General features: G+C 69.6%; 13 protein-coding genes. 3 read left to right on the top strand and 10 right to left on the bottom strand.

From position 1 onward, the window contains the following. Positions 1-92: 92 nt before the first annotated feature. The gene (locus tag G6N19_RS19635) at positions 93-584 is read right to left on the bottom strand and encodes an FxsA family protein (RefSeq protein ID WP_013829036.1); all 492 of its coding nucleotides are present in this window, start codon (positions 582-584) and stop codon (positions 93-95) included. Positions 585-649: 65 nt separating this feature from the next. On the opposite strand from G6N19_RS19635, the gene G6N19_RS19630 reads away from it, so the two are divergent. Further along, positions 650-1,351, top strand: coding sequence for a dienelactone hydrolase family protein (locus tag G6N19_RS19630; RefSeq protein WP_193465486.1), 702 nt, complete (start codon positions 650-652; stop codon positions 1,349-1,351). 2 nt (positions 1,352-1,353) lie between these two features. On the opposite strand, the gene ric is transcribed toward G6N19_RS19630, so the two are convergent. From ric to G6N19_RS19610, 4 genes are all read right to left on the bottom strand, one after another. Next, on the bottom strand, positions 1,354-2,055 hold the full coding sequence (gene ric / locus G6N19_RS19625; RefSeq protein ID WP_013829038.1) for an iron-sulfur cluster repair di-iron protein: 702 nt from the start codon (positions 2,053-2,055) through the stop codon (positions 1,354-1,356). Between the two features lie 200 nt (positions 2,056-2,255). Then, entirely contained in the window at positions 2,256-2,642 is a 387-nt protein-coding gene (locus tag G6N19_RS19620; RefSeq protein WP_013829039.1) for a PPOX class F420-dependent oxidoreductase, read from the bottom strand. Positions 2,643-2,714: 72 nt separating this feature from the next. Next, positions 2,715-3,035: a hypothetical protein gene (locus G6N19_RS19615; protein ID WP_041317948.1), complete on the bottom strand. Its 321-nt coding sequence runs from the start codon at positions 3,033-3,035 to the stop codon at positions 2,715-2,717. A 136-nt stretch (positions 3,036-3,171) separates the two neighbouring features. Beyond that, the gene (locus G6N19_RS19610) at positions 3,172-3,921 is read right to left on the bottom strand and encodes an SDR family NAD(P)-dependent oxidoreductase (protein WP_013829041.1); all 750 of its coding nucleotides are present in this window, start codon (positions 3,919-3,921) and stop codon (positions 3,172-3,174) included. A gap of 35 nt (positions 3,922-3,956) precedes the next feature. Between G6N19_RS19610 and G6N19_RS19605 the strand changes: the two genes are divergently transcribed. Then, the gene (locus G6N19_RS19605) at positions 3,957-4,370 is read left to right on the top strand and encodes a F420-dependent biliverdin reductase (protein WP_013829042.1); all 414 of its coding nucleotides are present in this window, start codon (positions 3,957-3,959) and stop codon (positions 4,368-4,370) included. Here the strand turns inward: G6N19_RS19605 and G6N19_RS19600 are convergent. Then, on the bottom strand, positions 4,367-5,494 hold the full coding sequence (locus G6N19_RS19600; protein WP_193465485.1) for a M24 family metallopeptidase: 1,128 nt from the start codon (positions 5,492-5,494) through the stop codon (positions 4,367-4,369). The genes G6N19_RS19605 and G6N19_RS19600 overlap by 4 nt on opposite strands. A gap of 104 nt (positions 5,495-5,598) precedes the next feature. Between G6N19_RS19600 and G6N19_RS19595 the strand changes: the two genes are divergently transcribed. Continuing rightward, positions 5,599-6,561 carry a 5'-3' exonuclease gene (locus G6N19_RS19595; protein ID WP_193465484.1) on the top strand — a complete coding sequence of 321 codons (963 nt, stop codon included), beginning with the start codon at positions 5,599-5,601 and terminating at the stop codon, positions 6,559-6,561. Positions 6,562-6,577: 16 nt separating this feature from the next. On the opposite strand, the gene G6N19_RS19590 is transcribed toward G6N19_RS19595, so the two are convergent. The 4 genes from G6N19_RS19590 to tatA all read right to left on the bottom strand — a co-directional run bounded on the left by G6N19_RS19590 (position 6,578) and on the right by tatA (position 11,327). Next, on the bottom strand, positions 6,578-7,297 hold the full coding sequence (locus G6N19_RS19590; protein WP_013829045.1) for a DUF4333 domain-containing protein: 720 nt from the start codon (positions 7,295-7,297) through the stop codon (positions 6,578-6,580). Between the two features lie 73 nt (positions 7,298-7,370). Continuing rightward, positions 7,371-10,157 carry a DEAD/DEAH box helicase gene (locus tag G6N19_RS19585; protein WP_193465483.1) on the bottom strand — a complete coding sequence of 929 codons (2,787 nt, stop codon included), beginning with the start codon at positions 10,155-10,157 and terminating at the stop codon, positions 7,371-7,373. Then, positions 10,150-10,986 carry a twin-arginine translocase subunit TatC gene (gene tatC, locus G6N19_RS19580; protein WP_013829047.1) on the bottom strand — a complete coding sequence of 279 codons (837 nt, stop codon included), beginning with the start codon at positions 10,984-10,986 and terminating at the stop codon, positions 10,150-10,152. The genes G6N19_RS19585 and tatC overlap by 8 nt, the downstream gene beginning before the upstream one ends. Positions 10,987-11,096: 110 nt before the next feature. Further along, on the bottom strand, positions 11,097-11,327 hold the full coding sequence (gene tatA / locus G6N19_RS19575; RefSeq protein ID WP_013829048.1) for a Sec-independent protein translocase subunit TatA: 231 nt from the start codon (positions 11,325-11,327) through the stop codon (positions 11,097-11,099). Positions 11,328-11,337 lie beyond the last annotated feature (10 nt).

The following is an 11,337-nucleotide window of genomic DNA, read 5'->3' as shown; positions in this document are numbered from 1 at the left end:
GATGACTCGGGCTGTGGATACGTCCGCCGAGCAACAGCGACGTGGGAGCCCCGGGCACAACGGTCACGACGTAGAAAGTACGGGGTGTCGGATCAACCGCGGGACAGGGCGGGCCGGTGGGTCTCGGTGACGTCGACGAATTCGGCGTCGATGTAGTCGGTGCGGCGGCCCGGCGTGCGCCGGGCGGTGTACCAGCGTCGACCGACGACCGTGGCAGCCACCAGTGGTGTGCGACGGCCGAGCCCGGCGGCTGCCGCCCCGGCCAGCAGCGGGCGGGCAGCAGCCCTGGTCGGAGGCGCCAGCAGTGCCAGGCCCGCCAGCGTGGTCACCGGTCCGGGGACCACGACCAGCAGCGTGCCCGCCGCGATCAGCCCACCGTCGGCGAGCACACGCTGCCCCGCGCCGGAACGCAACCGGGCTACCTGGCGCTTGATCTGCCCGGCCGACAATGCCAGGCCCACCAGAAATGCGCCCAACAACAGCAGTGCGGTCCAGCCGAAACCGATCCCCCAGATCAGCGCGGCAACCGCCGCCGACTCGACCAAGACGTAGATCAGCACGATCCGCAACACAGCGCTCGCCATGCCACCCCAACGTCTGAACCGTCGAGGAGGTTCCCACCCGGCGCCCCGGGGAATACCTTGAGGCCATGACGACCATCGACATTGCCACTCCCGACGGGCCCATCGAAGCGCTGCTGGACATTCCGGAAGGGCCCGGACCGTGGCCCGGCGTGGTGGTGGTCCACGATGCGATCGGTTACGCCGCGGACATGAAAGCCATCTCCGAGCGCATCGCCGACGCGGGCTATCTGGCCGTGTCGCCCAACCTGTACTCCCGCGGCGGCCGGGCACGCTGTATCACCCGGGTATTCCGGGAACTGCTGACCCAGCGTGGCCGCGCGCTGGATGACATCCTGGCCGCCCGCGATCACCTGCTGGGCGTGCCGGAATGCTCGGGCAAGGTCGGAATCGCCGGCTTCTGCATGGGCGGGCAGTTCTCACTGGTCTTGTCGCCCAAGGGGTTCGGAGCCTCGGCCCCGTTCTACGGCACCCCACTGCCCCGGCATCTCGAGGAGACCCTCAGCGGCGCCTGCCCGATCGTCGCCAGCTTCGGCGGCCGTGATCCGCTGGGCCGAGGCGCGCCCGACCGGCTACGCCGGGTTGTCGAGCACCACGACATCCCGCACGACATCAAGACCTATCCGGGAGCCGGTCACAGCTTCGCCAACAACCTGCCGGCCCAGCCGCTGCTGCGCATCGCCGGCTTCGGCTACAACGAGGCCGCGACCGCCGACGCCTGGGCGCGGGTGTTCGCGTTCTTCGGCGAACACCTGCAGGCTGCCGGCTGAGCTCAGGCTGGGCTGCCGGCTTCGGCGAGTACCCGCGGGAACAGCACGTTATTCTCCTTGTGCACGTGCAGGTGGATGTCGCTCTCCAGGTCCGCCAGGCCGGCCAGCATCGCTGTGTAGCTGGCGCAGGCGTCCGCCGGAACGGTGTAGTCGTCGGTGAGCTTGCGCAGTTCGGCGAGCAGGTGGCCGGCGTTGTCGTGCTCCTGCTGGTTCTCGGCCAGCTCGTTGCGCAGCTCGTCGGAGAGCGGCCGGTCTGGCCGGCCGGCCCGCAGGCTGATCTCGGGGAACAGCATGGTCTCCTCGGTGCGCAGGTGTGGTTCCATGCCGGCGCGCAACTGATGGAAGAGCTCGCGGACGCGTACCAGCTCACCGTGGTTGGGCCCGTGCACCCGCGCCACCTTGTCGACCAGCTCCGCCAGCCGCGGGAACTCGTCCCAGAGGAACCGGTGATGGGTGCTGACGATGTGGGCGATCAGCGAGGTGTCGTCGAAGTCGGCCCAGTCGGCGCGCTGAGCGGGCTCACCGGAGCTGTTCAGCGCCGCGAGCAACTCGTCGGCGTTGACGCCGTCGGCGGCGCACGCATCACGCAGCGTCCGCTGGCCGTGGCAGCAGAAGTCGATCCCGAACCTGCTCAGGATGCGGGTCGTCGACGGGTCGGCGGTGACGATGTCGCCGAGGATCTGGTCGGAGGTGAAGGCGGCCACGGGAACTCCTCGTTGTCGGCGGGTGGTTCGGACCAACCATCCTAATTTTAATGATTAAAGTCCACTATATGTGACGCAGTCGTGGCTTATTCGGCGGTCCCAGCTTCGCCTCTCCGCCGTCGAGGCTCGCTGAACCGCCGGGTTCATGCGGCGATCCCAGCTTCGCCTCTCCTTCGTCGAGCCTCGCTGAATCGCCGGGCTCAGCCGGCAGCCGGCGTCAACGCCAGCCCGACATTGGTGCGCATCCCGCCGCGCAGTTTGCTGAACACGTTGAACACTCGGCCGATGATCGGGTAGCGCTTGGCGATCGCGGCGTAGACGGCGCCGTTGTGAGCCTTGTCCAGCACGGCGGCCACCGCCTCGATGGCCTCGCCCTTGGGCCGGCCCCGCATGTCGCACGGCGCCAAGGTGACGCGCGGGCTGTTGCGGATCCGCTTGACCTTCCAGGAGGACTCCTGGGTGATCACCAAGAGCCGATCGCCATCCGGGGCGGCCCATACCGGGGTGGGCTTGGCGCGACCGTCCTTGGTGAACGTGGTCAGCAATAAGTAGTCGGATTTGGCGATCTCGGCGAAGGTTGGGGCCACAGTGGCGAATCTACTCGCCCGGCGCCGCGGCGCCGGGGACGATCCGCCAACGGGTGAGCTGCGCCGGCGCGGCTACAGCGGGGGCCGGCTCGCGACCGGGTGCAGTTCGGCGATCTTGGGCAACGGCGGGGCCGTCGGCGGCGCCGAGTCGATGTAGGCGGCCACCGCGTCGGGCGAGATCAGGCCGTAGCGCACCAGCAGGTCCACGGCGTTCAGGCCGAAGTGCTGGGCAACCCGCAGCAGGTTGTCGGCGGTGATCAGCCTGCCCTCGTGGGCCGCCTTGTAATAGGCGGATTTGCGGTAGCCAAAGGCCTCGTAAACCTCGGTGGCGGGCAGCGGCCGGCCGATCAGGTACGGCAGCACCACCGAGGGGTCTTTATCACGGTCGTCCATGGTTTTACACCATAGTCCTGTTCGGCGGGCGGAAACCAGCTCATCACATGTGATTTACATGTGAATGTTAATTAACTTGATAGGTTAGGGCGTTCCGACGGCCCGAAATTGCCCGGTAGCAGGGGCTATTCGGGCCTCACCGCGGCATCCGGCGCCAGAGGGTCTGTGGCACCAGTCGCATCACGACGAACATCATCCGCAGCCGCCGGGGAACCGCGACCGTGCGCCGCCCGCGGGCCAGTGCGCGGGCCGTCGCCGCCGCCACCTGCGCCGGGGTGCTGGCCAACGGAGCCGGTTTCATGCCGTCGGTCATCCGTCCGATCACGAACCCGGGGCGGACGATCAGCAACCCCACCCCGCTGCCGTGCAGCGCATCGGCAAGCCCGCCGGCGAACCCGTCGAGGCCGGCTTTGGCCGAGCCGTAGACGTAGTTGGCGCGCCGCACCCGCACTCCGGCCACCGACGAGAACACCACCATGCGTCCCCGGCCGGCGGCTCGCATCGCCGTGGCCAGGTGAGTGAGCAGGCTGACCTGAGCGACGTAGTCGGTGTGGACGATGGCCACCGCGTGCGCGGCGTCGGCCTCGGCGCGTACCTGGTCGCCCAGCATCCCGAAGGCCACCACGGCCGTGCCGATCGGTCCGTGCTCGGCGATGAGCCGCGCGACCAGCGGCCCGTGGCTCGCCAGGTCGTCGGCGTCGAACTCGACGGTGTGCACGGCCACGGCTCCCGCGTTGCGCACCGCGGCGGCCTCCGCGTCGAGCCGGTCAGCGGACCTGGCGGCCAGCACCACTGTCGCCCCGGGCGCCAGCCGGCGGGCCAGTTCTCCCCCGATCTCACTGCGCCCGCCGAAAACCACCACCGGCCCGTCAACCGTGTCGTTCACGGCTGTGATTATCGCCTGCGCTAGCGTGAACGGTGATGGCGAACGCGACGACCCGGCTCACCAGTGACGCACTGGCGTTTCTCACTGAGCGCCACCTGGCGATGTTGACCACCCTGCGCGCCGACAACTCACCCCATGTGGTCGCGGTCGGTTTCACGTTCGACCCGAAAACCCATATCGCTCGGGTGATCACCACCGGCGGCTCGCAGAAGGCGGTCAACGCCGACCGTGCCGGTGTGGCCGTGCTCAGCCAGGTCGACGGCGCGCGCTGGCTCTCGCTGGAGGGCCGCGCGACGGTCAACGACGCTGTCGCCGCCGTCCGCGACGCCGAGCTGCGCTACGCCCAGCGATACCGGACCCCGCGGGTCAATCCGCAGCGCGTGGTGATCGAGGTGCAGGTGGAACGGGTGCTGGGGTCGGCGGATCTGCTCGACCGCGGTACCCGCTAGACCTCGACCACCACCAGCTCGTGAGGCCGGTTGTTCAGTGACTCGGCGCCGTCGGCGGTGACGATCACGATGTCCTCGATACGTGCGCCCCACTCGCCGGGGAAGTAAATGCCGGGTTCGATCGAGAACGCCATCCCGGCCGCCAGCGCGAGGTCATTACCGGCGACGATGTAAGGCTCTTCGTGCACCGACAGGCCGATGCCGTGGCCGGTGCGGTGCACGAAGTATTCCGCCAGCCCCGCCTCGGCCAGCACATCGCGTGCCGCGGCGTCGACCTGCTGCGCGGTGACTCCCGGACGGACGCTGTCGACCGCGGCACGTTGTGCTCGCTGCAACACCGAATACCGTTGGGCCACCACCGGTTCCGGCTCGCCCAAGCTGTAGGTCCGAGTCGAGTCGGAGTGGTATCCGGGTTCGACCGGGCCGCCGATGTCGACGACCACGATGTCGCCGGCGGCAAGTTCACGCTGCGAGCACTCGTGGTGGGGGTCGGCGCCGTGCGGGCCCGAACCGACGATGATGAAGGCCACCTCCGAATGGCCCTCGGCCACGATCGCCTCGGCGATGTCGGCGGCGACGTCGGCTTCGGTGCGGCCCGGCACCAGAAACTCCGGTACCCGGGCATGCACCCGGTCGATCGCCGCGCCGGCTTTGCGCAGCGCGTTGATCTCGCTGGGGTCCTTGATCATTCGCAGTTGACGTAGCACAGCGGTGGCCAGCACCGGGGCGGCGCCGAGAACATCGATCAGCGGCAGCAGATGCAGCGCCGACATCGCATCGGTGACCGCCGCGGTCGCCGGCCGGCCCCCCAGCGCCTCACCCACCATGCGGTAGGGGTCCTCGCCGTCGACCCAGTCGCGCACCGCCACGCCCAGATCCGCCACCGCGGATTCGCGCAGCGCCGCCAGCTCCAGTCGCGGCACCACCATGGTGGGCGGGTCCGACGCCGGCAATACCAGCGCGGTGAGCCGTTCGAAGGTCTGAGCCCGCGACCCGGTCAGGTAGCGCAGGTCATAGCCCGGTGTGATCACCAGGCCGGCCAGGCCGGCTTTCGCGGCGGCGGCTGCCGCGGCGGCCAGGCGGTGGGCGTAGACGCTGCTGTCGAACCGGGAAGTCACGCACATCAGGCTATCCGGTCGGCGAGTGGGAAACTCACGACGCGACACGCCTGAGAGGTGTCGTAGTGTTCCGTTTCGCGGGGTGACTAGCGGCAAATAGGGTGGCTGCCATGCCTGCTCCCGTGCTGTTGCTCGACGGTGCCAGTATGTGGTTCCGGTCCTATTTCGGGGTGCCGTCCTCGATCACCGCGCCCGACGGTCGGCCGGTGAACGCGGTGCGCGGCTTCTTCGACTCGGTGGCCACCCTGATCACCCGCCACGAACCCGGTCGGCTGGCGGTCTGTCTGGATCTGGACTGGCGCCCGCAGTGGCGGGTGGACCTGGTGCCGTCCTACAAGGCGCACCGGGTGGCCCAAGAAGCACCGGACGACGCCGATGGCACCGACATCGAGGAGGTCCCCGACGAGCTCAGTCCGCAGGTGGACATGATCATCGAACTGCTCGATGCCTTCGGGATCGCTACCGCCGGCGCCCCCGACCACGAGGCCGACGACGTACTGGGCACGCTGGCGGCAGCGGAGCGGCGTGACCCGGTGATCGTCGTCAGCGGGGATCGGGATCTGCTGCAGGTTGTCGCTGAGCAGCCGGTACCGGTGTCGGTGCTCTACCTGGGACGCGGGCTGGCACGGGCGACGCTGTTCGGGCCCGCGGAAGTGGCCGAGCGCTACGGGCTGCCGGCGCAGCGGGCCGGCGCCGCTTACGCCGAAATGGCGCTGCTGCGCGGTGATCCGTCCGACGGGCTGCCCGGAGTGCCCGGCGTCGGCGAGAAGACCGCGGTCGGGCTGCTGGCCCAGTACGGTTCGTTGGCGGCGGTCCTGGCCGCTGCCGCCGATCCGGCTTCCGCGATGGCCAAGGGGGTGCGGGCCAAGCTGCAGGCGGCCCGCGACTACATCGCCGCCGCCGGTCCGGTGGTGCGGGTGGCCACCGACGCGCTGGTCACGCTGTCGACGCCCTCGGACACCCTGCCGCGGGTGGCTGCCGACCCGGCCCGGGTCGCCGAGCTGGCGGACCGACTCGGTGTCGGGTCTTCGATCGCCCGGCTGCAGCGGGCCCTGGACACGCTGCCGGACTGAGCCGGGTCAACGCGGACTACTTGGGCCGGCCGACCTCGTAGGTGCCGGAGTTGTCCTGGAAGGTGACGGTCACCTGGCGCTTGGTGCCGTCGATACTGACCTCGCAGTTGAACGTGTCGCCTTGTTTGACCACCGGGCTCTGACCGTTGTTGCAGCGCACGTCCTTGACGTTCTTGGCGCCGTAGCCGTTGGTCTGGTCGGCCAGGATCTGCTGCACGCCCTGCTGCGCCTTGTCGATATCGAGTTTGGTGGTCACGAAGAACCCGGGCTTCCAGAAGCCCAGCACCAGCACCACCAGTGCGGCGATGCCCAGGCACGCGGCGAGCACGGTGCCCACCAGCGCCGTCGGGCGCTTGCCGCCGGAGCCGGGCTGGCCGAACTGGCCCGGCTGCTGCGGATACTGACCGTACTGGCCGGGCTGACCGTACTGGCCGGGTTGACCGTACTGGCCGGGTTGGCCGTATTGGGTGGGTTGGCCGTAACCGCCGGGCTGGCCGTACTGGGTGGGTTGGCCGTAACCGCCGGGCTGGCCGTACTGCTCCGGCTGCGGGTAGCCGGGATACTGCGGTGCCGACGGGTAGGACTGCGGGTACTGCGACGGCGTGTAGGCCGGCGGCTGCCACTGCTGCTCGGCGCCGGCTGCAGGTCCCTGCCCGCTGCCGGGCTGCTCTTCGGGCTGCCCGGGCTGCTGAGGCTGCCACGGCTGCGTCGGGTCGTATCCCTGCGGTCCGCTCATCGTTGTTCCTCAAGTCCTCTCACGTAGCGGGTGCTGATCACCGCCGGCTCTCCACCGTAGCGCCCGGACCAGCCTACCCGGCGTCAACGGCGACGACGCCGCGTAAAACCGTGTCGATCGCCTGTTTTGCGGTCGTCCGCAATTCGGCGCCGGGCGCCGCATTGCGCAGCTGATCCAGCAGGTCGAGCACCTGGCGGCACCAGCGCACGAAGTCACCCGCCGACAACGACGCCGCGGAACCGGCCGCCAATCCCTCCGAGGCGTCCAACGCCGACGCCAGGTCGCCGGTGCGGGCCCAGCGGTACACGGCGGCGACGAACCCTTCGTCGGGTTCGCGGCTGGGGGCGATACGGTGCCGGCTCTCGTCGGCTCGCAGCGTCGCCGAGAGCTTGCGGGTCCGGTGCAGTGCGCGGCGCACCGGCTCGGTGGGCGGGTACGGGGTCGGAGGGCCGTCCGGGCCGTCCGCACCGCGGGACTCATAGAGCACCGCGGAGACGACCGCGGCCAGTTCGGCGGGCCCCAACCCGTCCCACGCGCCGGTGCGTAGGCATTCGGCGACCAAAAGGTCGCTCTCGCTGTAGATCCGGGCCAACATCCGGCCATCCGCGGTCACCTTCGGATCGCCGTCACCGGTCGTTATGAAGCCGCGTTCGGCCAACAGGCCGACGATCCGGTCGAAGGTGCGGGCCAGCGAGTTGGTCGCCGCGTCGACCTTCTTGCGCAGTTGCGCATTGTCGGCCTCCACGCGCAGGTAACGCTCGGCGGTGCGGACCTTGTCCTCGCGGTCGGCGTCGCTGTGGCTGGGATGGTCGCGCATCCGTTGCCGCAGTGCGGCCAGCTCCGGATCCACCGGGTCCTCCTGGGCCCCGCCGCCGCGTCGGCCGCGCGGCTTCGGCGCCGCCAGACCTTCTGCCGCCGACCGCAACGCCGAGGCCAGATCGCGGCGGACCCGCGGCTGGCGGTGCTCCACCCGCTTGGGCAGGTTCATGGAGCCGATCGGACCCTCGGCGCCGGAGTAGTCCGCCGCGGAGATCCGGCCCGCCCAGCGATGCTCGGTGAGCACCAGTGGCCGCGGCTCGTCCGAATCCCGATCGGCCTGCAACACCACTGCCAGACCGCCGCGGCGACCGCGCGCGAGGGTGATGATGTCGCCTTTGCGCAGCGCGGCCAGGGCGTCACTGGCGGCCCGACGGCGTTGCAGCCGTGAGGCGCGCGCCTGGGCCCGTTCCCGTTCGGAGATCTTCGCCCGCAGCCGGGCGTAGTCGAGCACCGGCGAATGGCGGCCGCCGAGTTCGGCGGCGATCTCCTCGAGGGTCCGTTCGCCGCGTTCGACGCCGCGCACCAGGCCGACGACGGACCGGTCGGCCTGGTACTGGGCGAACGACTGCTCCAACAGCCGGTGGGCCTGCTCGGGGCCCATCTGCTGGACCAGATTGATCGTCATGTTGTAGGACGGGGCGAACGAACTGCGCAACGGGAAGGTACGGGTGGACGCCAGGCCGGCCACCTGCTCGGGGTCGGCGGTGCTCTCCCCCGGATGCCACAGCACCACCGCGTGGCCCTCGACGTCGATGCCGCGCCGCCCGGCCCGGCCCGTCAATTGGGTGTATTCGCCCGGCGTCAGGGCGGCATGTTGTTCACCGTTGAACTTGACCAACCGTTCGAGCACCACGGTGCGGGCCGGCATGTTGATGCCCAGCGCCAGGGTTTCGGTGGCGAACACGGCCTTGACCAGGCCGGCGGCGAACAGCTCTTCGACGGTGTGGCGAAACACCGGCAGCAGCCCGGCGTGGTGGCCGGCCAGCCCGCGCAGCAGCCCCTCCCGCCATTCGTAGTAGCCCAGCACGTCCAGGTCGTCGTCGGCGAGGTCGCCGCAGCGGTGGTCGATCACTTCGGCGATGCGGGCGCGCTCCGACTCGGTGGTCAGCCGCAGCGGTGAGCGCAGGCACTGTTTGACGGCGGCATCGCAACCGACCCGGGAGAACACGAAGGTGATCGCGGGCAGCAGTCCGGCCGAATCCAGCACCGCGATCACGTCCGGGCGCATCGGGGGCCGGTAGCTCGGCCGCCCCGGGCCGCCCCGACCGCCATGGCGTCGTGGCGACCAGTCGGTGAGCCGGTCGGCTTCGCGACGATGTGCGATGTGCCGCAACAGTTGTGGGTCGACGCGAGGCCGGCCGGCGGCTCCCTGCCCGTCGGTGTCGGGTCGTGACTCGAACAGGTCGAAAAGCCGCTTGCCGACCATCATGTGCTGCCACAGCGGCACCGGGCGGTGCTCGTCGACGACGACAGCGGTGTCCCCGCGCACCGTCTGGATCCAGCCGCCGAACTCCTCGGCGTTGCTGACCGTCGCCGAGAGGCTGACCAACCGCACTTCGTCGGCCAGGTGCAGGATGACCTCCTCCCAGACCGCGCCCCGCATCCGGTCGGCCAGAAAGTGCACCTCGTCCATCACCACGTGGGAAAGCCCTTGCAGCGCGGGTGAATCCGCGTAGAGCATGTTGCGCAACACCTCGGTGGTCATCACCACCACCGGCGCGTTGGCGTTGACCGACAGATCGCCGGTCAGCAAACCGACCCGGTGCTTGCCGTAACGGGCCACCAGGTCGGTGTGCTTCTGGTTACTCAATGCCTTGATCGGGGTGGTGTAGAAGCACTTTCCGCCGGCGGCCAGCGCCAGGTGCACCGCGAACTCGCCGACCACGGTTTTGCCCGCGCCGGTCGGTGCGCAGACCAGCACTCCCCGACCGTCCGCCAGCGCCAGGCACGCGCGGCGCTGGAAGTCGTCGAGTCCGAACGGCAGGTCCGCGGTGAACCGGGTGAGCTCAGTGGCGCCGGGAGTGCCGGGAGGACTACTCATGCGGGGTTGTCACGGGTGCCGGCGCCTCGAGCGGCGAGGCTGCGTCGTCGGGTAGCTGCGTGGTGGCCTCCCGCCGGGCCTTGCGCTTGTCGTGCAGTCGGGCGATCTGGATGGCGAACTCCTGCAGCAGGCTCAACGTGCAGCCGAGCACGATCATCGAGAACGGGTCCGACCCGGGGGTGAAGAAGGCCGCGAACACGAACATCGCGAAGATCAGGCCGCGCCGCCACTCCTTCAACCGGGCGTAGCTCAGTACCCCGACCTGGTTGAGCATGACGATCAGCAGCGGGAACTCGAAGCTGATGCCGAACACCACCAGCAGGTTGAGCAGGAATCCGAAATAGCGGTCACCGGACAGCGCGGTCACCTGAACATCGCTGCCCACGGTCAGCAGAAAACCCAGCGCCTTGGAGAGCACCAGATAGGCCAGGATGGCGCCGGTGACGAACAGCACCGCCGCAGACACGACGAACACCACCGCGAAGCGCCGCTCCTTGCGGTACAGCCCCGGCGTGATGAACGCCCACAACTGGTAGAACCAGACCGGACAGGCCAGCACGACTCCGGCGGCCAGCCCCACCTTGAGCCGCAGCATGAACTGGTCGAAGGGCGCGGTGGCCAGCAGTCGGCACTGCCCGTCGGGTGCGATCGCGGCGCGCGAGGACGCCGGCAGCTCGCAGTACGGGTGGCGCAGCCACTCACCGAGACTCTCCAGCCCGAACAACGGCCGACCGTACCAGACGAAGCCGATGATGGTGGTGACCACGATCGCGGCAAGCGAGATCAGCAACCGGGTCCGCAGCTCACGCAGGTGATCGACGAGCGACATCGTCCCGTCGGGATTGGTGCGGCTGCGACGCAGTCGCGGGTCCAGCCGCCGCAGAGCTCCGAGCGTGGGCACAGTAGATCAGACGCGGATGCCGCGACGGCGATGCCGGGCTACGCCGAGGGACCGCCGGCCGCCGGCGGATCGACCCGCTCGGAGGAGACGGTGGTCGAGTTGGCGGTCGAATCCGGCTTGGCCTCGTTCTGCAGCTCGCGGACCTCGGATTTGAAGATGCGCATCGACTTACCGAGCGAGCGCGCCGCGTCGGGCAGGCGCTTGGCGCCGAACAAGATGATCACGGCGACGGCGAGGATCGCCAGGTGCGACGGTCCTAAAGCGTTCACTTTGCTTACC

Source organism: Mycobacterium novum (genome assembly GCF_010726505.1).
In the GTDB taxonomy this organism is placed as follows: Bacteria; Actinomycetota; Actinomycetes; order Mycobacteriales; family Mycobacteriaceae; genus Mycobacterium; species Mycobacterium algericum.
The sequence above is the reverse complement of the archived record's forward strand: the minus strand, read 5'-3'. Positions and strand labels throughout refer to the sequence as shown.

Coding starts and splice junctions, on each gene's coding strand:
- G6N19_RS19635 (WP_013829036.1), bottom strand. CDS start 584: ATGGCGAGCGCTGTGTTGCGGATCGTGCTGATCTACGTCTTGGTCGAG.
- G6N19_RS19630 (WP_193465486.1), top strand. CDS start 650: ATGACGACCATCGACATTGCCACTCCCGACGGGCCCATCGAAGCGCTG.
- G6N19_RS19615 (WP_041317948.1), bottom strand. CDS start 3,035: ATGGACGACCGTGATAAAGACCCCTCGGTGGTGCTGCCGTACCTGATC.
- G6N19_RS19605 (WP_013829042.1), top strand. CDS start 3,957: ATGGCGAACGCGACGACCCGGCTCACCAGTGACGCACTGGCGTTTCTC.
- G6N19_RS19600 (WP_193465485.1), bottom strand. CDS start 5,494: ATGTGCGTGACTTCCCGGTTCGACAGCAGCGTCTACGCCCACCGCCTG.
- G6N19_RS19595 (WP_193465484.1), top strand. CDS start 5,599: ATGCCTGCTCCCGTGCTGTTGCTCGACGGTGCCAGTATGTGGTTCCGG.
- G6N19_RS19590 (WP_013829045.1), bottom strand. CDS start 7,297: ATGAGCGGACCGCAGGGATACGACCCGACGCAGCCGTGGCAGCCTCAG.
- G6N19_RS19585 (WP_193465483.1), bottom strand. CDS start 10,157: ATGAGTAGTCCTCCCGGCACTCCCGGCGCCACTGAGCTCACCCGGTTC.
- tatC (WP_013829047.1), bottom strand. CDS start 10,986: ATGTCGCTCGTCGATCACCTGCGTGAGCTGCGGACCCGGTTGCTGATC.